Here is a 21,322-nt window from a genome sequence, read left to right as displayed (position 1 = left end):
CGCCCCCCGGCGCCGGTACCGGCGCACCCGCCCCGCCCAAGAGTCTGCTCCCACGCTCCCGGGCAATCATCCCCCCGGAGAGGGGAGTTGCCTCCGCCGCCGGGAGGAGGCCGCCTCCCCCGGGCGGGTGGCCCGGGGGCTCGGCGAGTGGCCCGTAGGCTCGGCGGCGTGCGCACCGATCCTCCGTCCCGCCCCGCCCGGTTCCGGCGGCCGCTCGCCGCCACCGCCGCGCTCGCCCTGCTGGGGCCCGTCGCGCTCGCGCGACCGGGCACGCTCGGCGCCGCCGCGCTGCTCGCCGCCACCGCCACGCTCACGGCGGTGGTGGCGCTGCTGCCCTGGCCCACCCAACGGATCACCCTCGGCAGGGCGGCCGCGGCGGCGGCCGGCGTCTCGCTGCTGGTCGACCTGCTCTACCCCGGGCCGTACCGGTTGCCCGCCTTCTGGTTGCCCTTCGAGTGGCTCGCCCTGCTCGGGGTGCTCTTCCGCGCCATCCGCCGGCTGCCCGACCGCTGGGCCGGGCCGATCAGCGCGCTGGTCGGGCTGGCCACCGTCGTGCTGCCGCTGCGGTTCGCCCTGCGGACGCCCCAGGGCGGCCCGGCCGGACCGGTGTTCGGCGTGCTGTGCTCCCTGCTGCCGGCGCTCGGGGTCGCCGGGGTGGGCCTCTACCTGAGGGTCCTGGACTCCCGCCGGGAACGCGCGGTCGCCCGGGCGCGGCGCGAGCAGCGGCTCGAAGTGGCCCGTGGTCTGCACGACTTCGTCGCCCACGAGATCACCGGCATCGTGCTGGAGGCCCAGGCCGGCCAACTCCCGGGCCAGGAGCCGGAGGAGACCACCGCCCTGCTGCGACGCCTGGAGGAGGCCGGGCTGCGGGCGCTCGACTCGATGGACGAGATGGTCGGAGCCCTCCGTGACCCGCAGAGTGATCAGGGTGATCAGGGCGATCAGGGTGATCAGGGCGCCGCGCAGGGCGACCAGGGCACCGGGGCGACCACCCGGCGACTCGGACTGGCCGACCTGCCGGAGCTGGTCGCCCGCTTCGGCACCACCGGCGGCCCGCGCGCCACCGTCGACCTGGCCCCGGAGGCCGCCGGACTGCTCGCCGCCGAGGCGCAGGCCACCGCCTACGCCGTCGTCCTGGAGGCCCTCACCAACATTCGCCGGCACGCCCCGCAGGCCACCGAGGTCACCGTCGAGGTGGCCCCCGGCCCGGGCGGGCGGGCCGTTCGGGTGACCGTCGCCGACGACGGCGGCCCCGCCACCCGCCGGCCCCGGCTGCGCCGCCGCCCCGGCTCCGGCGGCACCGGCCTGGCCGGTCTCGCCGCCCGCGCCACCGCCCACGGCGGCACCCTCAGCGCGGGCCCGCGCACCCCGGTGGGCTGGCGGGTCACCTGCGAACTGCCGGGGCGGTAGCGGCGCCCGCGTCAGGACGCCGCCACCGCACCGGGTCAGCGTCCCCGGCCGCCGCCGCGGGCGCCGCGCGGGCGGGTGAGGGTGAAGCGGTCGACCGGGACGAGGTCGCCGTACGGGCCGCTCACCGAGTAGTACGTCACGTCGATGGTCGTGTTGCCGCCGCGCTCGCCCGGCTTGACGTCGAAGGACGCGAAGCCGTACGGGTTGTCCGCGTCGCGGAAGGCGGACCAGGGGGCGTCCTCGATCACGTAGACCGGCGGACGCTTGCCGGTGGCCGGGTCGACGGGCCCGACGCCGGTGATCACCCGGGCCTTGGCGGGGTTGAAGAACAGCTGGTTGGACGGGGCCGAGGTGCCGCCACCGCCGATGACCATGTGGACGGTGCCCTTGGTGGTGTCGATGGTCTGGGTGCCGGTGGCGACCGGGATCGGCGTGCGGGTGTCGGTCGGCTGCTGGCCGCGGATCGGGTGCGAGCGCTCGTAGTGGTGCTCGTGGCCGCAGACCACCAGGTCGACGCCGTACTTGTCGAACAGCGGCACCCAGGCCTCGCGGACGCCGAGGTCGGCGCCGTTGAACTTGTCGGCGGTGGAGATCACCACCTGGTGCATGCAGACCACGATCCAGTCGATGTCCGGGTCCGCGTTGGCGGCGATCAACTCCCGCTCCAGCCAGCGCTGCTGGGCACCGCCCGAGTAGCCGTGGACGTAGGAGTTGCCGCCGTCCTGGAGGGCGACGTCGTCGTTGTTGAGGCTGATCACGCGCACCGCGCCGGCGGTGAACGAGTACCAGAGGCCGCGCAGCTCCTCGTCCGAGCGGGACTCCGGCAGCTCGAAGTAGGCCTGGTAGGCGCCGTAGCCGATCGGGCCGTTGCCCTTCTCGTTCTCGTGGTTGCCGGCCGCGGGCATCCAGGGGCGGTGGCGGGCGGAGCGGGTGTTGTTCTCGAACCAGTCGGACCAGGTGCGGACCCGGTCGGTGGCGATGTTCGCGTAGCAGAGGTCGCCGTTGAGCAGGTGGAACAGCGGGGCGATCCGTTCGACCCCGGCGGTGGTGTCGCCGGCGGCGAAGCTGCCGAGGTTGTCGTTGACGTAGCCGTTGGCCGTCTTCTTGCCGAGGGTGGGGGTGCCCTGGTCGCCGAAGCTGGTGAAGGTGAAGGCGGCCCGGCCGCGCGGGGCGGTGCGCACGGTGCCCAGTTCGGGGGTGGCGCCGTCGTGGACGGCGGCGTAGACGTAGTCCGTGTCGGGGCGCAGGTTGGTGATCCGCGCGTGGTGCACCTGGACCTCGGTGCCGGAGGCGGCGTCCCGGTAGGTGCGGGTCGCGGCCTGCTCGGAGCGGCCGAAGCCCCCGTGGGAAGTCCCGTACATCACGCGGGGGTTGGACACGGACCTGGTGGTGTGCCAGGAGACCACGACCTCGCGCGAGGCGTCCGAGCCGAACTGCAGGTGCAGCCCGGCCACCCGCGGGGCGCCGGAGCGGCCCGGCCGCTCCCACAGCACCGGGGAGGCGGCGGCCGGGGTGGCCCCGACGCCGGTGACGGCGGCGGCGCCGGAGAGCGACACGGCGCCGCCGAGGCTCAGGCCGGTCGCCCCGGCCAGGAGCCCGCGCCTGCTGACGGGGGGACGTCCAGTGGAATCGTTCATGGCGGTCAGCCTCACGGCCCGAGGTGAACCGCGCCGGGCCTGGGGCGTGAACTTTCCCGTTCGGCGGGTCGTGGGGGAGACTGCCGGGTGTGACGAGTGCGAACGGTGTGTGTCCGCGGGTCATCCGGACGCTGATCGCGGACGACCAGGAGGCCGTGCGGCGGAGCGTGCGACGGTTCCTGGACGCGCAGCCGGACATCGAGGTGGTGGGTGAGGCCGCCGACGGGCAGGAGGCGCTGGAGCTGGCGGCCGAACTGCGGCCGGACGTGGCCCTGGTGGACATCCGGATGCCCCGGTTGGACGGGCTGGAGGTGACCAGGCGGCTGTCCGGCTCGGTGCGGGTGGTGGTGCTGACCACCTTCGACCTGGACGAGTACGTGTACCCGGCGCTGCGGTACGGCGCGTCCGGCTTCCTGCTGAAGCGGTCCGGCCCGTCCCTGCTGGCCGAGGCGGTCCGGGCGGCGGCGGACGGGGAGAGCCTGATCAGCCCCTCGGTCACGGTGCGGCTGCTGCGGCACGTGACGGCGCCGCGCCGGCCCGCCCAGCCCGCGCCGGCGGTGCCGCTGACCGAGCGGGAGACGGAGATCGCCGGGCAGGTCGCGGCGGGCCGGACCAACGCCGACATCGCGGCCGAACTGTTCATCTCCCCGGGCACGGTGAAGACGCACGTGGCCAGCATCCAGCGCAAGCTCGGGGTGGCGAACCGGGTCGGGATCGCCGTGCACGCCTGGGAGATGGGCTACGCGATACCGCAGTAGTCACGCCGGACCGCGGCGCGGCGCCCGCGGAGCAGTGCGTCCACGCAGCAGCGCGTCCACGGAACCGAGGGGATGTTCCGTGGACGCGCGGAACCTGCGAGGTGGGGGTGGCCTCCGGACATGGTGTCCTCCGGCCGGTAGTTCGATCGTCGACCGAGGTAGTACCGGCGGCAGACCCTGATCCGTCTCGATCTGTCGCCACCGCCTCCTGCGGTCGAACTCCTTCAGCTACCTCGCAGGTCCACCTCTCATCATGCGCCTCCTGGGCGGCGTGCACCAGAGGAAAGTGCTCCCAATTCCGGCAAATCGCTCAGGGCGCGGCAGGGCGTGCGGGGCGCAGGGCTCGCGGCCCTTGTGGTGCCTACGGCCCTGACGGTGCTCACGGTCGGGGCCACCCGTCCACGAAGTCGAGTGTCCGGTGGTACGGCCCCTCCGGTCCGGTGCTGCGGTAGTCCTCGGTGCTGCTGCCGGTCCGTACCGTGCGGTCCCCGTCGTGGCGCTGGGCGGTGGGCCGCAGGGTGTGGTCGACGGTCGCGCGCTCGGTGACGTGGCCTCCGGTGGCCGTGGTGGCCTCGCGGTGGTAGCCGAGGGTCATCGCGGTGCGCTGGTCGGTGTTCCCGGCGGCGTCGTGGGTGACGGCGTAGTCGACGTCCAGCGGCTCGCCCTCGTGCACGGTGGTGGTGCGGTGCGGCCCGCCGCCCCAGGTGGAGGTGGTGCGGGTGAGGTCGGTGCCGTTGTGCAGCGTCACGTCGTTGCCGCCGTCGCGCAGTTGCTGGGCGGAGCTGAAGGCCAGGTCGTCGCGGACCTCGGTGGTGATCCGGCCGTGCGAGGTCTGCACCCAGCCCCGGGCGAGGTCGTGCCGGGCGGCGGTGACGGTCCAGTCGCCGCTGCCGCCGCCGTGGTCGGTGAGCCGGGTGTCCACGGCGGCCTCGGGGGCGACCCGGTAGTCGGTGAGCTGCCCGGAGGTGCGGTCGGTGCCGTGGTCGACCTCGGCGAACAGGTTGACCTGGCCGGTCCAGACGTCGTTGCTCTGCGCCTCGCTCGCGTTGACCGCGATCCCCACGGTGTGCGGGCGGCCGTCCAGCAGCAGGCCGGCGTACGGGGTGAGGTCGAGCCGGTAGGCGGGCAGGTCGAAGGCGAAGATGCCGGGGACCGGCCGCCACAGCAGCGGGTCCCAGCCGCCGGTGTAGATCACCGGGTACGGCCAGACCGCTCCGGCCACCCGGCCGTCCACGGTGAGCCGCAGCTCGCGGAACGGGCCCTTGCCGCAGACGCCGAGGGACGGGTTGGCGGCGACGAAGGCGTCCGGCGCGGAGGCGTACGCGAACTCCTCGCAGGCGCCGCCGCCCCGGGCGTACACCTCGGCGGTGAGGCGTTCGAGGTTCCGCGGGAAGGTGAGTTCGCGCCCGGCGGCCGGGGCGGCCTGGGTGAGCGAGAAGGGGCCGGTGGTGAGCAGCCGGTCGGCGGCGCGGGCGGCGGGCCAGCGGTCGTTCGCGGTGTAGAAGGTCAGGCTCGCCGATATCCGGTAGACGCCGGTGTAGGTGGCGTCGGTGACGTTGGCGAGGTCGAAGGAGAACGGCTGCGGACCGGCCGTGAACAGCGGGGCGTAACGGGTGACGTCGTGCTCGACGTTCCACCGGATGCCGTCCTTGGAGGGCTCCGGGGTGGAGGAGAGCAGCACCTGGACCCCGCCGACGCGGACACTGAAGATCCGGTCGAACTGCCGCCCGGCGACCTGCCCGTGGAGGTCCAGCACCACGGCCGACCAGGGCCCGGCGCAGTCGGCGGGCGGGGTGAGGGTGGCGGTGTACGGGGTGTCCGGCGGGTTGCCGTAGCCGTCGCGGAACTCCCACTCGTGCATCACCTCGACGGTGCAGGAGCGGGTGTCGGGGCGGGTGAGCGGGCGGGTGGCGGTGACCGGGTCGTGGTAGCCGGTGCCGAAGTCGGCGTGGGCGGGGCCGGCGGCGGTGAGGGTGCCGGCGAGGGCGAGGGTGGCGGCGCCGATCAATCCGGCGGCGCGGCGGAGCAGCGGGCGCAGGGCCAAGGCGGATCCCCGGGGGTCGGCCGGCCGGTCGGCGCTGCGACGGGCCGGGTGGGTGATCCGGGCATCCTTCCGGCGGTGGCATGCCAGCGTCAAGGGTTGTCGAGGTCCAGTCCGCTGCCGCCGCCCGTCAGGCCTCCTCCAACTCGGCCGCCTCCTGCCGGATCAGGTCGCGCAGCGTCGCCAGCGGGGGCCGCCGGTCGTCCGTGCGCCACTGCATCTCCAGTGGCAGGGTGGCCCGGCCGTCCAGTCGCACGGTGGCCACGTCCTCGGTGAGGTGACCGGTCATCGAGCCGGGCACCAGGGAGAAGGCGCGGTTGCGGGCGAGCAGGTAGAGCCGGGAGCCGACGATCCGCGGCGGGCTGACCAGCACCGGCGGGTCGACGCCGTGCTCCGCGCACAGGCCGAGCACGTGGTCGTAGTAGCGCGGGTGCTGCTCGCGCGGCCACAGCAGCAGTGGCAGGTCGCGCAGTTCGGCCAGGCCCAGGCCGGCCCGTCCGGCCAGCGGGTGGTCCCGGCCGAGGGCCACCCGCACCGGCTCGTCGGCGATGCGCTCCAGCCGGTAGCCGGGCACCTCCTCCAGGAAGCGGCCGAGGCCGATGTCGGCGAGCTCGGCGGCCAGGGTGGTGGAGACCTGCCCGGTGTCCACGGCGAGTTCGGCGGTGTTGAGCGCGGGCAGCTCCTGCTCGGCCCGGCTGACCACGGCCGGCAGCAGCCGGTTCACCACGCTCGGCGAGGCGACGATCCGAGCCGTTCGCAGCCGGGACTCCTCGTGCAGCCGGACCCTGGCCAGCAGCTCCTCGGCCTGGCCGAGCAGCCGGGCGCTCTCGGCGGCCATCACCTCGCCCGCCTCGGTCAGGGCCACCGAGCGGCGGCTGCGGTCGAACAGTTCGACGCCGACGGTCCGCTCCAGCCGGGCGACCTCCTGACTGACCGTCGGCTGCGAGATGTGCAGCCGCTCGGCGGCCCGGCCGAAGTGCAGCGTCTCGGCGACGGTCAGGAAGACCTCCAGCTGACGCAAGGTGAAACCCATGGCGGTCAGCCTAGTGCGTACAGGGACGAAGCAAGGTGGGCCAATACGAACTAATAGTCGTATGGCTATCGGAAATCCCAGTACTCATTCTGGATTCCGATGCGAGCCGTTCATACGCTTTCCAGCACGTTGCCCCACCGCAGTGGCATCTCACAGGAAGCTCCCACCATGACCGGACTGCCCAGCACAACCCCCGCCATCCGGGTTTCCGAGGAGGTCGCGCAGGCCGTCGCCGACGGCCGTCCCGTGGTCGCCCTGGAGTCGACGATCTTCACCCACGGCCTGCCCCGGCCCCGCAACCTGGCCGTCGCGCTGGAGGCCGAGCAGCAACTGCGGGAGGCCGGCGTCGTCCCGGCGACCATCGGTGTGCACGCGGGAGTCCCCACGGTCGGACTGAGCACCGAACAGATCACCGAACTGGCCGCGACCGACGGCCTGGACAAGGTCAGCCTGCGCGACCTGCCCGTGGTCGCCGCGCTCGGCCGCCACGGCGGCACCACCGTCGCCGCCACCGCCTTCCTCGCCCACCGCGCGGGCGTCCGGGTCTTCTCCACCGGCGGCCTCGGCGGCGTCCACTTCGGCGCCTCGGAGAGCTTCGACGAGTCCGCCGACATGACCACCCTGGCCGCCACCCCCGTCACCGTGATCAGCGCCGGGGTGAAGTCCATCCTCGACATCCGGGCCACCCTGGAGCGCTTCGAGACCCTCAACATCCCGGTCATCGGCTACCGCACCCGCAAGTACCCCGGCTTCTACATCACCGACTCCGGCCACGAGATCAACTTCAGCGTCCAGTCGCCCGAGGAGGCCGCCGAGGTCATCGACGCCCGCGACCGGCTCGGCCTGCCGCAGGCCGTCCTGATCGCCAACCCGGTCGACCCGGCCAAGCAACTGCCGCCGGAGGAGCTGGACGGCATCCTCGCCCGCGCCTGGGCCGAGGCCGAGCGCCAGGGCATCACCGGCAACGCCTCCACGCCGTTCCTGCTCGACCACATCCAGCGCGACACCGGCGGCCGCAGCCTGGAGGTCAACGTCGAGGTCTACCGGGGCAACGTCCGCCTCGGGGGCGAGATCGCCACCGCGCTGGCAGCCGCCCCGACCGGGGCCTGACCCGTGCTCGGGGTGCTCGGCGACCTCGTCGAGGACATCGTGGTCTGGGCCGGCGGCCCGCTGCGCCACGGCACCGACTCCGACGCCCGGGTGTTCCGGCGGCGCGGCGGCAGCGCGGCCAACGTCGCCTGCTTCGCCGCCGGGCACCACCCGGCCCGCTTCCTCGGCTGCGTCGGCGAGGACGCCGTCGGGGACGGGGTCGTCGCCGAACTCGGCGGCCACGGCGTGGACGTACGGGTGCAGCGGCGCGGCCGGACCGGCAGCATCGTGGTGCTCATCGACCAGGACGGCGAGCGGACCATGCTGCCCGACCGCGGCGCCGCCAAGCTGCTGGAACGCGTCCCGGACGAGTGGCTGGCCGGCCTGACCCACCTGCACGTGCCCGCCTACTCCTTCGACGGCGATCCGATCGGCCGGACGGCGGTGGACGCGCTCGCCCGGGTCCGGGAGGCGGGCGGCACCACCTCGGTGGACGCGTCCTCGACCGGCATGCTGGAGCAGTTCGGACGGGAGCGGTTCCTCGCCCTGCTGGCCGAGTTGGCGCCGACCTTCGTGTTCGCCAACCGCTCCGAGTCCGGCTACCTCGGGCTGCTGGTGGACGGCCTGCCGGGGCCGGAGCGGGCCCGGTTGGCCGCGACCACGGTGGTCACCAAGTCGGGCGCCGAGGCGACCACCGTCGACGTGCCCGGCGAGCCGCTGCTCACGGTGCCGGTGCCGCCGGTCGCCGAGGTGCGCGACCTCACCGGGGCCGGGGACGCGTTCGCGGCGGGCTTCCTGGCCGGGTTCCTGGACGCCGGGGACCTGCACCTGGCGGCCGGGCTCGGGCACCGGTGCGCGGCCCGGGTGCTGGCGTCGCCGGGGGCCTCGGTCGGCGGGTGCTGAGCCGGTTGGCGTTGATCCGGCTGGTGTTGAGCCGGCGGGCGGTTTCCTTGTGGGCGGTTTCCCTGCGGACGGTTTCCGGCCGCTCGGGGCCGCCCGCCGGGCGTTACCGGCGCAGTGCGTCCTTGCGGAGGAAGTGCTTCAACCGCTGCCACGTCCAGGTGTTGACCACGTCCTCGGCGGTGAGCCAGCCGCGCTGCGCCGTCCCCACGCCGAAGCGCGGGTTGGCGAGCTGGCCGGTGGAGTGTGCGTCGCTGTCGATCGCGAAGCGCACGCCGTGGCGCCTGGCCCGCAGGACGTCCTCGTCGCGCAGGTCCAGGCGCTGCGGCGAGCCGTTGATCTCGATCGCGGTGCCGGTGCGCGCGGCGGCGGCGAACACCGCGTCCAGGTCGAGGTCGATCGGTTCGCGCCGGCCGATCCGGCGGGTGGTGAGGTGGCCGATGACGTGCACGTACGGGTTCTCGCAGGCGCGGATCAGGCGGCGGGTCTGGGCGGTGCGGTCGAGGGCGAAGTGCGAGTGCACCGAGGCCACGCAGACGTCGAAGCCGGCCAGGAACTCGGGCGGCCAGTCCACGTCGCCGTCCGGGCCGATGTTCAGCTCGGTGCCGTGCAGCAGCCGCAACTTCCGGTGGCGGTCGGCCAGTCGGCGCAGCTGCTCGCGCTGGGCGAGCATCTTCTCGTCGGTCATCCGCTGCATCACCAGGTCCGGCGCGTGGTCGGTGACGGCGTAGTAGGAGTAGCCGCGCGCCGCGGCCGTGTCGACCATCTCCTCCAGGGTGGCCAGGCCGTCGGTGAGGTCGGTGTGCGTGTGCAGGTCGCCGCGCAGGTCCGACTCCCGGACGAGCTCGGGGAGTTCACCGTTCAGGGCGGCCTCGATCTCACCCCGGTCCTCGCGCAGCGGGGGTGGGATCCAGGGCAGGCCGAGCGCCGCGTACACCTCGTCCTCGGTCTCCGACACCACCTTCGCGCCGCCGTCGACCTCGAACAGCCCGTACTCCGAGAGCTTCAGCCCGGCCCGGACGGCCATCGTGCGCAGCCTGATGTTGTGCGCCTTCGATCCGGTGAAGTAGACGAGCGCCGCGCCCCAGTCCTCCTGCGGGACGACCCGCAGGTCCACCTGGACGCCCTGGCTGGTGCGGACCGAGGTCTTGGTCGGGCCGCTCGCGATCACCTCGGCCACGTACGGGAGTTCGGTGAGCGCGGCCATCAGCGGGGCGGAGTCGGCGGCGGTCGCCAGCACGTCGATGTCGCCCACCGTCTCGCGCATCCGGCGCAGCGAACCGGCGTACGCGCAGCCGGTGCAGCCGGGGACGGCCGAGAGCGCGGCGACCAGCTGGTCGGCCAGCACGGTGGCGGTGTCGAGGAGGGTGCGGCCGCCGGACCGCCGCATCAGCTCGATGCCGTGCAGGATCTTCTCGCCGCTGCGCTCGCCGAACCCGGCCACGCCGGACAGCCGGTCGGCGCGGACGGCCTCGGCGAGTTCGTCGACGGAGGCGATGCCGAGGTCCCGGTAGAGGGCGAGGGCGCGCTTCGGGCCGACGCTGGGGACGGCCATCATCTCCCGCACGCCGGACGGGATCCGGGCGCGGAGGGTCTCCAGGGCGGTGATCCGGCCGGTGGAGAGGTACTCGGCGACCTTCTCGGCGGTGGACTTGCCGACACCGGGGATCTGCTGAAGGCCCTTGACGTCCAGGCCTGCGAGGTCCTCGGGGTGGCCGCCGACCGCCCGGGCGGCCTTCTCGTAGGCGCGGGCCCGGAAGGCGTCCCCTCCGGTGATGTTGATCAGGTCGGCGTACTCCTGGAGCAACTCCCTGACCTGGTCGTTGAGCCGGGGCATGGGGCAAGTCTAGGTTCGGCGGCCGTCGGCCGCCGTGTGGTTGCCGTGTGGCTGCCGTGTGCGGTTGTCGGTCCGGTGTGCGACCACTCGTGTTCGGTGTGCGACTCCGGTGTGCGACTACTCGTACGCGACGCCCAGCACCAGCACCACGGTCAGGCCGCCGCCGGGGGTGGGTTCGACGGCGAGTCGTCCGCCCGCCGCCAGCACCAGGTTGTGCAGCGCCGGGCCGACCGGTCCGCCGGCCCGCGGGTCGGCCGACAGCGCCTCGCGGGCCCCGGGCGGCTCGTGGGCGCCGCGGTCGGAGACCCGGACCTCCACCCGGGCCCGTCCGGGCGCCGGTCCGCCCCGGCCGGGCGCGCGGTTCGACCCCAGATCCGGGCCGGTATCGGTGACCCCGGCATCGGCGACCTCGACATCGGTGGCCCCGGCATCGGTGATCCCGGCATTGGTGGCCCCGGCATCGGTGATCCCGGCATCCGTGACGTCGGCCCGGACCAGTACCCGGCCGCCGAGGGGGTTGCGTCGCATCGCGTGGTCGACCAGGCCCGCTATCGCGGCCTCCAGCCGCCGGGCGTCCGCGACCACCACCGGCAGCCCGGGTGCGATCCGGACGGTGACGGCCGTCGCCCGGCCGCCGCCCCGCACCACCCGGCGCACCACTTCGGCCACCTGGACGTGCCGGGCCTGCGGATCGCAGCCGGCGTGCCGGCCGGTCCACCGCAGCTGGGCCAGTTCGGTCCGGGAGAGCGGCCGGGGCCCCGCCATCGCCAACGGCCGGAACGGGTCGAGGTCCTCCTGCCCGGCCGGGGTGCTGCCCGGGCGGCGCGCCCCGCCCTTGTCCTCGACGCCGCCCGTGCCGCCCACGCCGCTTCCTGCCCCGAGCGCCCCGAGCACCCGGGCCCTCGAAGCGACGTAGCCCCAGAGCTTCCCGCGTGACATCGTCCTGCCCCTCATGCCCCTCCGGCAGCCGTCACCGGTTCTGCGGCCCACCGGGGTGGGCCGTCTCCCGGGCCCTAGTGCCAGCCTGCGCCTCAGCCGTCCGGGTGACAATCCGGCGCCCGGTCGCGAACCGGGCGTCGGGCCCCGTCGAGCGGCGGACCGGCCCACCCTCCGACCGGCGGGGCTGCCGCTGCCGCACCGCGGTGACCTGCGACGTCGTACCCGTGCCGAACCTCGGGGTCGCGCCGCGACGAACCGCGAAATCGCGGCGAAAAGAACCGCGAAGAAGTCCGTGCAAAAAACCCTTTGCAAAGAGTCCTTTGCGGTTCTAGGCTCCTGAGCCATGACCGAAGAGAGCGGCTGGAAACACAGCGACGATCCGCACATCGTCCTCACTGCCAAGGGCATGCGGGCGATGGCCCACCCCGTGCGCATGCAGTTGGTGGGGTTGCTGCGCAAGCACGGCCCGTCCACCGCGACGAGGCTGGCCGAGCAGTTGGGGCTCAACTCCGGAGCCACCAGCTACCACCTGCGCCAGCTCGCGGCCGCGGGCTTCGTCGAGGAGGACGCGGAGCGCGGCACCGGCCGGGAGCGGTGGTGGCGTTCGCCGCACCGGCTGACGGTCTGGACGGGGGACGACATGGCGGACGAGGAGCCCGAGACGGTCGGCGGTTTCCTGCGTTCCGTCCTGGCCGCCCACACCCTGGTCGCCCAGCGCGCGCTCGACGCCTTCGAGACGATGCCGCGGGAGTGGCGCAAGGAGGTGCAGCTCAGCGACATGCTGCTGCAGCTCACACCGGAGGAGGCCGAGCGGCTGTCCGGCGAGCTGTCCGAGGTGATCCGCCGCTACCGCCGGGTCGGCGCCGAGGGGCCGGTGCCGGAGGGCTCCGAGCCGGTCTCCGTGGTGGTCCACGTGCTGCCCGACCCGAAGGAGGGGGAGACGGAATGAGCACCGTCGTGACGGACCCGCCCGCGCGCAGCCTCCGACCGCTGGTCGGGGTGCTGGCCGCCATGGCCGTGTCCCTGACCGGGACACGGATCTCGGCCATCGCCCTGCCCTGGTTCGTCCTGGCCACCACCGGCAGCGCCACCATGACCGGCCTGGTCGCCTTCGCCGAGATGGCGCCGTACGTGCTGGTCAAGGCCTTAACCGGGCCGCTGGTCGACCGGCTCGGGCCACGCGTGGTGTCCTGGACGACGGACGCGGTGAGCGCCGTCGCGGCCGGGCTGGTCCCGCTGCTGCACGCGCGCGGGCTGCTGCCGTTCTGGCTGCTGCTGGTGATGGTCGCGGTGATCGGCGCGATGCGCGGCCCGGGGGACTTGGCCAAGTCGGTCATGGTGCCGGAGGCGGCCGACCACGCCCGGGTGCCGATGGAGCGCGCCACCGGGCTCGCGGGCGTCACCGAGCGGCTCGCCTCCACGATCGGCCCGGCGGCCGGCGGTGGGCTGGTCGCCGTGATCGGGCCGCTGGCCGGGCTGGCGGTCAACGCGGGCACCTTCGCGCTCGGGTCGCTGATCATCGCCGTGGCGCTGCCGAAGGGCATGGGGCGCCCGGCGGCCGCGGACGCGACCGGAACGGCGGAGGCCGGCGACGGCAGCGGCGGCTACTGGCGGATGTTCCGGGAGGGCTTCGGCTTCCTGCGGACCGAGCCGCTGCTGCTCACCGTGACCGTGATGGTCGGCATCACCAACCTGCTCGACGCCGGGTTCGTGACGGTGCTCGTCCCGGTCTGGGCCCGGGAGTCCGGCAACGGCCCGGCCGCCATCGGCCTGATCGGCAGCGCCATGGGCGTCACGGCGGTGGTCGGCAGCCTGATCGCGGCGGCGCTCGCCCACCGGCTGCCCCGCCGTACGGTCTTCTTCGTCGGCTTCCTGCTCGCCGGAGCGCCGCGCTACCTGGTGCTCGCGCTCGACGCGCCGATGTGGGTGGTGATCACGGTCTTCGCGGTCGGCGGCTTCGGCTCCGGCTTCCTCAACCCGATCCTCGGCGCGGTCCTCTTCGAACGGGTGCCCCGCCACCTCCTCGGCCGGGTGCACGCCCTCGGGGACTCCCTGGCCTGGGCAGGAATCCCGCTCGGCGGTCTCCTGGCCGGCGGGGCCGTCGCCCTCGTCGGCCTGATACCCAGCCTGCTCACGGCCGGGGTCCTGTACTTCGCCACCACGACACTCACCGGCCTGCGGCCGGAGTGGCGGGAGATGGACCGCCTCCGGGGCCACGGGGGCACCGAGGCCGTCGAGCAGGGATCGGATGAGGTGGTGGCCGCGACCCGCTCCTAGGCCCTCGGTGTCGGCGTCGACACCGATCGCCGGACCGGGCGCGGGCAGGCGTACGGACCAGGGGAGGAGCAGGAGGCTGACCAGGGCCGCGAGGGCGCACCAGGGTGGAGATGAAAGCGAGGTGCCAGAGCAGGGCGCAGAGCGCGGCGCCCGCTCCGGCGAGCAGGCCGAGGCGGCGGAGCAGCCGGTCGCCGCTGATGTGGAGGGAGCCGACCGTGGTGAGGAGATAGCCGGCGAGCAGGACGGCCGGGTGCGGGACGCCGATGGCGTAGCCGAGGGTGTGCCCGTGCACGGTGGCCGTCGCCGGACGGGTGGCGACGGCCGCCGCGAGCGGAACCGCGACCGCTGCGCCCAGCAGGTGAGCGCGGTGAGCGCCCGTCGGCGGGCCGGGCCGGTGGAGCGGCCGGGTTCGGTGGCCGCGCACCGCACTCCGGCGGGGACCAGGACGGGCGGCAGCGGCAGGGCGATAACCGCCCGGGCGATCCTGGAGCTCCGGTCCCGGCGAGGGAGAGCGGCAGGCCGTCGTCCGCACCGAGCCGGACCAGCGCCTCGATCAGCTGGTGCACGCCCAGCACCAGCGGGAGCGCGGCGAGCGGCAGCCGCTGCGGCCGGCCGGACCGCCGGGCGCGGACCAGGCACGCCGCGCCCACGGTCGCGACCACCCCGCCGGCCACGGTGTCCGCCTGGGCGTTCTGGCACGCCGGGCCGCCTACTCGCCCTTCCCGCTCATGTCGCCGCCGTCGTGGCTGTCATCGACGGCGTCGTCGATGTCGTTGCCGTCGCCGACGCCGTTGTCGACGTCGGGTCCGTTCTCCGGTGGTGCCCCGATGCTCTCCAGGGTGTCGCGGGCGGTGGTGCCGGGCATCGCGGGGTGCCGTCCGATCACGATCACCCCGACCACGATGGCCAGCAGGCCGACCGCCTGCCAGGCCAGGGCGCCCGGGGTCACCCGCAGCCGGTCGCCGAGGAAGCCGACCGCGCAGGCGATCCCGGACAGCGGCTGGGCGGCGGTCAGCGCGGGCAGGGACATCCGCAGCGGTGCGGCCTCGAAGGCGCTCTGCACCAGCAGCAGTCCGACCACGCCCGCCACCACCACCGCGTACGGCTGCCAGCTGCGCAGCACCGCGGCCAGCCCGTCGTGGTCGAGGCGCTGGGTGGTGGTGCGGGTGAGCGCGTCCTGTAGGCCGTAGAGCAGTCCGGCGGCGAGCGCCAGCAGCGTGGCCTCCTCGAACAGCGGCAGCCGCCGGGCGAGCGAGACCAGCAGCACGGTCAGCCCGACCACGGTGCCGACCACCAGCCAGTGCCGCAGCTCACCGGCGGGCGGTCCGCCGCCGGTGGGCCGACCGGCCACGATGAACGCCGTCACCCCGAGGGCCAGCAGCAGCACCCCGGCCCAGCCGGAGCGGCCCAGGGTCTGACGGGTCAGCACCCGGGCGAGCGTCATGGCGAAGATCAGATTGGTCGCCAGCAGCGGTTCCACCAGGGACACCTCACCCTGGTGCAGAGCGAGCGCCGAGAGGATCAGTCCGCTGACCATGAAGGCGGTGCCGAGCAGCCACTGGGGCATCCGGATCAGGTCCAGCAGCAGCCGCCAGCGCAACAGGTCGGCACGAGGAGCCCGCTGCGCCGCGTGCTGCTGGAGGACGAAGCCGAGTCCCAGACAGCAGGCCGCACCGAGGGCGAGGAGGAAGACCGCCACGGAGGGACCACCAGGTTGTCGCTGCCCCGCGCCGCGTCGGCGGGTCCGGGGTGGGGTCAGCGGTCGCGGCGCGCTGCCGTCAGCGTACTGCCGAGGCGGCGGCCGGAGCCGGTCGGACGCGAGGACACGGTGGATCGGCTGTCGGCCGGTCGATCAGTTGATCGGCTGATCGGTGGGACGGGGCGTGCCCGATCCGGGCCGGGCGTCCCACGGTCGTCCGCGGCAACGGCCGAGCTTGCCGCGGCGGGTGGGGCAGGCGCACGCTGGTGTGAGTGGCCGCCACGGGTCCACCGTCCGTGCCGGCCCGGACCGGCACGACGGGGGTCGGGGCCAGGAGGTGTGCCATGCACAACCAGTGGGACGTGGAGCTGAGCTTCGAGGAGGACGGCGTGCACACGGCGTGCGACGCCAGGCTGACGGGCGCCAGGGCACCGGGCCTGAGCGCGCACGGCGAGTCGGAGAAGAGCGCGGAGGACCGTCCGCTCGCCAGGATCGGTGAGGAGGTCGCGGCCTCCCGGGCCCTGGAGGAGCTGTCCCGCAAGCTGCGGGCCCAGGCCACCGGGGAGATCGAGGACGAGGGGCACCGGCCGGGCTACCTGATCTACTGAACCCGCGAACCCGCGGACCTCGTGAACCCGCGGACCTCGGTGTCCTGGCACCCCGACGGCCCCGGGGCCCCGGCCCGGGGCGACCGCTCCTGCGCGGCCGACCCCGGCCCGAGTACCGCGCTGCTCAGCTCCAGGGGTTGGCCGGCTGGTCGTTGATGGCCGTCCAGAACCGGGTGTCGGACGGGAGGGTGCCGGTGGCCCAGAACGACCAGCCCTCGCCGTCGTGGAACTCGGCCATCCGCCAGTCGCTGCCGAAGGTGTCCGCGCACAGCCCGTCGGCCTCGTCCCGGCTGGTCAGCTCGGAGCCCGCCGTCGGCGCGGTCGCCGCCACCTCGCCGCCCGCCCAGCTGTGGAAGCCGGTGGTGGGGATCCCGGCCGGGGCCGGCCGACCGTCCACCCGGATGCAGAGCACCGGCAGTTCGGTCCCGGGGTCGGTGTCGCCGAGGTACGGGTTGCTGAGGGTGTCGGTCCCGACGTGCACCGAGCCGTCGCGCTGCTCCAGGACCGTCCAGGTGAGCCCCAGGTGCTCGCCCGGCGAGGTGGCGACGGCCGGGGCCGCCCCGTTGGCGGCGGACGCGCCGCCGGGAGTGACGGCCAGGGCGGCGAGCGCGAGCACTGCTGCGGGCACGAGGCGTCTGACGAACACGGACATGACTGCTCCAGGGAAGTGAGGTGCGAGTGGGGCGGTTGCGGGGCGGTAGTCTGCCAGGGCCAAGTTCCGTGTGGGCAAAGAGACTTGATGGCTACGTCGGTTTCCGGCCGCCGCCCGCGTCCACGGTTCGCGCGCTACCGGACCGGTGCCCGGTCACGGCTGAGCCGCTCCGTTGCCAATCCGCTCCACAGCCGAGCGAACCGAGGGGCCTCGGTGCCACCCGGTAGCAGGAGCCTCAGGTATCGGCGGTCGGCGGTGCCGGGGGCGATCCGAACCGCGCTAGCGTGGCGCTGGCCGTCCAATGGCGGGGCGGGCTCCGGGCGGAGCGGAGCGGGTCGAGGCGTATCGCTCCTCCAGGGCGCGGTGAGTGTCGGAAACCTTCACGATCGAGAGGGCTCGCATGGCTGTCGTTGGACGGAGCGGAAACGAGACGCCGCTGCGAGTCCTGATCGAACGAAGTTCCGAACTGAAGGGCGAGCTCGTCGCCTTCGCCCAGGGCGCGCGCTTCGACCGGTGGTTGACCCCGCTCCTGCTGGAGGCGGCGGGCCCGGAGAGGCGACTGGACGAGGGCGAGGCGATCCGGATCATCGACGACTTCATCCTCCGGTACCGCCTGCCGGGCGGTTCGACCGTGGTGGACCGATTCGTCGCGGGACGACGGGACTTGACCGAAGCCGATCGGGCGATGCTGCTCGGCTGGCGTGACCCGGTGGAGGGCGTCTTCGAGATCCAGCGCAGGGACGGGGACGCCGTCGTCCTGCTGAATCTGGTCGACGACCTCGAATACCGCACGTACTCGAACGTCGGGCGGGCGGCCTTCCGCGGAGTGTCCAGGGGAGGATTCCTCCTCACCTGCCTCGTGCCCGTCCACTCGGTCGACGGGGTGTGGCTGGTCTCGGGTGCGATGTCGTACTACCCGAGGTCCAGCGCCGCCGAGATCGCCCGGACCGCACTCCACTTCGCCGCCGGCCGACCCGAACTGGTCTTCCGCAACCCCGCGAAGATCGAGCAGGGATGGCGCGCGATGCGGGAGGACCGGGCCGCGTTCATCGAGTTCTGCGGCAGCGACGAACTGGTCCTTCCGCCTGCCGAGGTCGAGGACCGGCTCAACGCCTACTACCGGCACCGGCAGGAGGCCGCCGCCACCGGGCATCCCGACCGGGCCCGGGGCGGGCGGATCCCGGGTCCCGATCTTCCGGCCTTCGAACTACCCCGAGAACTCGCGGACTCGGAGACGGTCGGCGTCATCTACGACGAGGTCGACGGGCTCAACTTCTACCCGGACTACGGGATGCTGCGGGACCTCTTCGCGAACCCGGCCCCCGCAGGCCGCAAACAGCAGCAGGATCTGCTGCGCGTGTACCTGCGAGAGGATTCGATCACGCCGCTGCCGCTCCGCCGGCTGGTCGCCGCCCACCCGGAGACGGCCGACACGGTCTTTCGAAAGCTGCTGCGGAAGCCTGGATTCACTTGGGGCGAGCACGGTGAGGAACTGCTGCGCCGGCGCAAGCCCCGGTACTACGAGCAGGAGCCGCGTCCGGGCGTTTCCGTGATCGGCGAGCGCCTCAGCGAGCTCGCCGCCGGCGCCCGGCGGCCAGAACCCGCGAGGGCGCGGCGCGTTCCGCGCGAGCCCGGTCAACCGTAGGGATGGATTGTCACCCCCTGGGCCGGGAGTGGCGCGACTGTCTTCGGCGGGTGCGCGACGAGTGCTGCGCCCGCGTGGGTCCTGGCCGGGCTCGGTGCTTGGGGGCTTGCGGCTCGGCGGGTCGTGGCGTCGCACGAGAAGTCGGCGGGGCCGACTTCTCGGGAGGGCGGGCGTGTCGGGCGCGGGGTGTGGAGGGCGGTCAGGGGTGGGTGGGGGTGAGGAAGTCGAGTACGTGCCGGTTGACGGTGGGGGCGGCGGCCATGGGGAGGTTGTGGTGGGAGGCGCCCGGGACGGTGAGGACGGTGGCCTGGGGGAGGGCGCGGCGGGTGGCTTCGGCGGTGCGGTGGGGATCGTGGGCGCGGGAGTCGGCGGCGTAGAGGGTGAGGAGCGGGGTGGTGAGGTCGTGGAGTCGGGCGGGGGTGGGGCGGGGGCCGGTGACGGGGGAGGAGGCGGGGAAGCCGGCGTAGCCGAGGGCGTAGAGCTCGCGCCAGTCGGGGTCGAGACGGGGGCCGCCGCCGGTTTCCCAGTCGAGGTAGGAGCGGGCGCGGTCCGGGGTGCGGCGGGGGAGGAAGAGCGGTAGGACGCGCAGGAGGTAGCCGGGGCGGAAGCCGGTGAAGCACTGGGTGGGGTCGAGCAGGGCGAGCCGGCCGATCCGGGTGGGGGCGTGCAGCGCGTACTCCAGGGCGATCCAGGCGCCGTAGGAGTGGCCGCAGAGGTCGGCCTCGGGGAGGTCGAGGCGGTCGAGGACGGCGTCCAGCCAGCCGAGCAGGCCGGGGACGCCGCCGGGCGGGGTGCCGTCGTGGACGCTGCGGCCCGGGTCGCCGATGAGGTCGACGGCGAGGACGCGGCGGCCGGCTCCGGCCCAGGCGCCGACGTTGGCGAACCACATGGTGGAGGTGGCGCCGCCGCCGTGGAGCAGGACGAGGGGACGGCCGTCGGCGGGGCCGCAGGCGTTGATCCGGGTGGTGCCGTGGGCGGTGCGGACGGTGAGCGGTTCGACCGGGACGGGCCAGCGGGCGAGCAGCGCGTCGTAGGCGGTGAGGAAGGGGGCGGTGCGGGCGGACATGATGGGCCTCCGCGGGTGTGGTGTGATCGCGCGCGGGATCACCCGCCGCGTCACGCGACGAATTGCCCGACGAACAGCTCGTTGAGCAAGTATCTCGATGAGCGAGAGAATAGTGGCACATGAAGGCCCGAGGAAGGACGAGAGGGTGGCTGAGGTTGAGGAGCCGATGCGGCTGGTTCACCTGCTGCGCGGTCTGACGGTCGAACTCGACCTGTTCGGGGCGGAGTTCGCGGCCCGGAACGGGCTGCATCCGACCGATCTGCGGGCGCTGATCCACCTGCTGGACGCCGCCCGGGCCGGGCAGGTGGTCACCCCGGGCCGGCTCGGGGAGGCGCTGCGGCTGAACTCCGCGGGCACCACCGGCCTGGTGGACCGGCTGGAGCGGCTCGGGCTGCTCCGCCGCGAGCGCGATCAGCAGGACCGGCGAAAGGTTCGACTGGTGGTGCAGGAACGGGCGATGGAGCTGGGGCAGGGCTTCTTTGGCGGGCTGATCGGGGACCTGGTCGCGGAGATGGGCCGGTTCGACCCCGCGGAGCTGGCGACGGCCCGGCGCTTCCTGGAGGCCGTGACCGCGGTGGTGACCTCCGCACGGCAGGACTGAGAGCAAGGCAGGACTGAGCGCCAGGGGGGACCGAGCGCCAGGCAGGACTGAACGCCAGGGGCCGACCGCGAGGCAGCGCTGAGCGGAGCGACCCGTCGGAGCCGGGCCCCGCCCGCGCAGCGCGGTGGCCGGAGGCGCTACGCGGGCCCGAGGGCCCAGCTGATCACGGACAGCGTCGCCATCGACACCAGCGTCGACCAGAGCACCGTGTCCCGGGCGAGCACGGCGCCCTGCCCGTACTCGCGCGCGTAGGTGTAGACGTTCTGCGCCGTCGGCAGGGCGGAGAAGAGCACCACGGTGAGCAGCTGGTGCGGCGGCAGGTGGAGCAGCGGGCCGGCCACGGCGAGGGCGGCCAGCGGCTGGACCAGGGTCTTGACCGCGACGGTCAGCCCGACCTCGGCGCGGCGTGAACGCCCTTCGGCGGACGGCCGGTTGTGCAGGGACATGCCGAGGGCGATCAGGGCGGTCGGCACCCCGGCGCCGCCGAGCAGTTCGCCGGAGCGGGTCAGCTCGGCGGGCAGGTGCAGCCCGGTCGCGGAGACGACGGCGCCCAGCGCGGTGGCCAGCAGGATCGGGTTGCGCAGCGGCAGGGTGAGCAGTGCCCGGCGGCCGGCCGCGCCGCCGTCCAGGACGGCCAGCACGGCGGGGGTGACCAGCAGGATCTGGAACAGCATCACCGGGCCGACGAACGAGGCATCGCCGAGGACCTGCATGGTCACGGGGATGCCGAGGTTGGCGGAGTTGACGTACCCGGAGGCCATGGCGCCGATGGCCAGTTCGCCGGACTCGCGGCGGAAGAGCAGGTGCCCGGCGAGCAGTCCGAGTCCGGTCGCGACGGCGGTGCCGGCCATGAAGGCGAGCATGGAGGGGTTGGCGAACCGTTGCAGCGGGGTGCGGGAGATCAGCAGGAAGAGCGCGGCCGGCATCGCGACGTGGAAGACGAAGCGGTTCAGCACCGTCTCCGCCTGCGGCCCGAGCAGCCTGGTCCGGCCGACCAGGTAGCCGATCCCGGTGAGCGCCCAGATCGGGGCGAAGCCGGACAGCAGCGGATGTAAGGCGGGCATGGTTCCTCGGGTCGCTCGGACGGTTCTGCCGGGTGCGGCGGGGGTCGCCCGCCCGGGGCAGTAAAG

19 protein-coding genes and 1 pseudogene are annotated in these 21,322 nt (G+C 74.0%); 9 read left to right on the top strand and 11 right to left on the bottom strand.

From position 1 onward, the window contains the following. Positions 1 to 168 precede the first annotated feature (168 nt). Positions 169 to 1,410 (top strand): ATP-binding protein, encoded by a 1,242-nt coding sequence (locus RZ50_RS24155; protein WP_308272166.1) that lies wholly within the window; start codon positions 169 to 171, stop codon positions 1,408 to 1,410. A gap of 35 nt (positions 1,411 to 1,445) precedes the next feature. On the opposite strand, the gene RZ50_RS24150 is transcribed toward RZ50_RS24155, so the two are convergent. Next, positions 1,446 to 3,047: a metallophosphoesterase family protein gene (locus RZ50_RS24150; protein ID WP_196952469.1), complete on the bottom strand. Its 1,602-nt coding sequence runs from the start codon at positions 3,045 to 3,047 to the stop codon at positions 1,446 to 1,448. Positions 3,048 to 3,136: 89 nt separating this feature from the next. Here RZ50_RS24150 and RZ50_RS24145 point away from each other — a divergent pair, with 89 nt between their 5' ends. After that, positions 3,137 to 3,805 carry a response regulator transcription factor gene (locus RZ50_RS24145; protein WP_308272164.1) on the top strand — a complete coding sequence of 223 codons (669 nt, stop codon included), beginning with the start codon at positions 3,137 to 3,139 and terminating at the stop codon, positions 3,803 to 3,805. 379 nt (positions 3,806 to 4,184) lie between these two features. Here the strand turns inward: RZ50_RS24145 and RZ50_RS24140 are convergent, their stop codons facing one another. Further along, positions 4,185 to 5,849 (bottom strand): peptide-N4-asparagine amidase, encoded by a 1,665-nt coding sequence (locus RZ50_RS24140; RefSeq protein WP_196952470.1) that lies wholly within the window; start codon positions 5,847 to 5,849, stop codon positions 4,185 to 4,187. 127 nt (positions 5,850 to 5,976) lie between these two features. Further along, positions 5,977 to 6,879, bottom strand: coding sequence for a LysR family transcriptional regulator (locus RZ50_RS24135; protein WP_196952471.1), 903 nt, complete (start codon positions 6,877 to 6,879; stop codon positions 5,977 to 5,979). Between the two features lie 168 nt (positions 6,880 to 7,047). On the opposite strand from RZ50_RS24135, the gene RZ50_RS24130 reads away from it, so the two are divergent. Both RZ50_RS24130 and RZ50_RS24125 read left to right on the top strand, forming a co-directional pair. Next, positions 7,048 to 7,989, top strand: coding sequence for a pseudouridine-5'-phosphate glycosidase (locus tag RZ50_RS24130; protein WP_196952472.1), 942 nt, complete (start codon positions 7,048 to 7,050; stop codon positions 7,987 to 7,989). A 3-nt stretch (positions 7,990 to 7,992) separates the two neighbouring features. Further along, positions 7,993 to 8,871: a PfkB family carbohydrate kinase gene (locus RZ50_RS24125; protein ID WP_196952473.1), complete on the top strand. Its 879-nt coding sequence runs from the start codon at positions 7,993 to 7,995 to the stop codon at positions 8,869 to 8,871. A 103-nt stretch (positions 8,872 to 8,974) separates the two neighbouring features. Here the strand turns inward: RZ50_RS24125 and polX are convergent, their stop codons facing one another. After that, complete coding sequence (polX, locus tag RZ50_RS24120; protein WP_196952474.1) at positions 8,975 to 10,705, bottom strand: DNA polymerase/3'-5' exonuclease PolX; 1,731 nt, start codon at positions 10,703 to 10,705, stop codon at positions 8,975 to 8,977. A 117-nt stretch (positions 10,706 to 10,822) separates the two neighbouring features. Further along, positions 10,823 to 11,644, bottom strand: a complete 822-nt coding sequence (locus RZ50_RS24115; RefSeq protein WP_196952475.1) for a hypothetical protein — start codon at positions 11,642 to 11,644, stop codon at positions 10,823 to 10,825. A 343-nt stretch (positions 11,645 to 11,987) separates the two neighbouring features. On the opposite strand from RZ50_RS24115, the gene RZ50_RS24110 reads away from it, so the two are divergent. Both RZ50_RS24110 and RZ50_RS24105 read left to right on the top strand, forming a co-directional pair. Continuing rightward, the gene (locus RZ50_RS24110) at positions 11,988 to 12,593 is read left to right on the top strand and encodes a transcriptional regulator (RefSeq protein ID WP_196952476.1); all 606 of its coding nucleotides are present in this window, start codon (positions 11,988 to 11,990) and stop codon (positions 12,591 to 12,593) included. Beyond that, the gene (locus tag RZ50_RS24105; RefSeq protein WP_196952477.1) at positions 12,590 to 13,921 is read left to right on the top strand and encodes an MFS transporter; all 1,332 of its coding nucleotides are present in this window, start codon (positions 12,590 to 12,592) and stop codon (positions 13,919 to 13,921) included. Before RZ50_RS24110 ends, RZ50_RS24105 begins: the two co-directional genes overlap by 4 nt. Here the strand turns inward: RZ50_RS24105 and RZ50_RS30210 are convergent. The 3 genes and pseudogenes from RZ50_RS30210 to RZ50_RS24100 form a co-directional block, all read right to left on the bottom strand. After that, positions 13,812 to 14,345 (bottom strand): DUF6629 family protein, encoded by a 534-nt coding sequence (locus tag RZ50_RS30210; RefSeq protein WP_374199977.1) that lies wholly within the window; start codon positions 14,343 to 14,345, stop codon positions 13,812 to 13,814. The genes RZ50_RS24105 and RZ50_RS30210 overlap by 110 nt on opposite strands. A 172-nt stretch (positions 14,346 to 14,517) precedes the next feature. Next, positions 14,518 to 14,571, bottom strand: a pseudogene (locus tag RZ50_RS30205) (hypothetical protein); the annotation flags it as partial. Positions 14,572 to 14,630: 59 nt separating this feature from the next. Further along, entirely contained in the window at positions 14,631 to 15,620 is a 990-nt protein-coding gene (locus RZ50_RS24100; RefSeq protein WP_196952478.1) for a DMT family transporter, read from the bottom strand. Between the two features lie 344 nt (positions 15,621 to 15,964). Here RZ50_RS24100 and RZ50_RS24095 point away from each other — a divergent pair, with 344 nt between their 5' ends. After that, positions 15,965 to 16,228: a dsRBD fold-containing protein gene (locus RZ50_RS24095; RefSeq protein ID WP_196952479.1), complete on the top strand. Its 264-nt coding sequence runs from the start codon at positions 15,965 to 15,967 to the stop codon at positions 16,226 to 16,228. 124 nt (positions 16,229 to 16,352) lie between these two features. Here RZ50_RS24095 and RZ50_RS24090 read toward each other — a convergent pair whose 3' ends face one another. Beyond that, complete coding sequence (locus RZ50_RS24090; RefSeq protein WP_196952480.1) at positions 16,353 to 16,880, bottom strand: hypothetical protein; 528 nt, start codon at positions 16,878 to 16,880, stop codon at positions 16,353 to 16,355. Positions 16,881 to 17,280: 400 nt separating this feature from the next. On the opposite strand from RZ50_RS24090, the gene RZ50_RS24085 reads away from it, so the two are divergent. Further along, positions 17,281 to 18,525: a hypothetical protein gene (locus RZ50_RS24085; protein ID WP_196952481.1), complete on the top strand. Its 1,245-nt coding sequence runs from the start codon at positions 17,281 to 17,283 to the stop codon at positions 18,523 to 18,525. Positions 18,526 to 18,724: 199 nt separating this feature from the next. Here the strand turns inward: RZ50_RS24085 and RZ50_RS24080 are convergent, their stop codons facing one another. Then, a complete protein-coding gene (locus tag RZ50_RS24080) occupies positions 18,725 to 19,591 on the bottom strand; it encodes an alpha/beta fold hydrolase (protein ID WP_196952482.1) in 867 nt (288 codons plus the stop codon). Positions 19,592 to 19,757: 166 nt separating this feature from the next. Here RZ50_RS24080 and RZ50_RS24075 point away from each other — a divergent pair, with 166 nt between their 5' ends. Beyond that, positions 19,758 to 20,192, top strand: coding sequence for a MarR family transcriptional regulator (locus tag RZ50_RS24075; protein ID WP_196952492.1), 435 nt, complete (start codon positions 19,758 to 19,760; stop codon positions 20,190 to 20,192). 137 nt (positions 20,193 to 20,329) lie between these two features. On the opposite strand, the gene RZ50_RS24070 is transcribed toward RZ50_RS24075, so the two are convergent. Further along, a complete protein-coding gene (locus RZ50_RS24070; RefSeq protein WP_196952483.1) occupies positions 20,330 to 21,256 on the bottom strand; it encodes an AEC family transporter in 927 nt (308 codons plus the stop codon). Positions 21,257 to 21,322 lie beyond the last annotated feature (66 nt).

The sequence above is a fragment of the Kitasatospora sp. SUK 42 genome (assembly GCF_015776785.2).
In the GTDB taxonomy this organism is placed as follows: Bacteria; Actinomycetota; Actinomycetes; order Streptomycetales; family Streptomycetaceae; genus Kitasatospora.
Note: the sequence above shows the minus strand (reverse complement) of the source record. Positions and strands in the feature narration are given on the sequence as shown.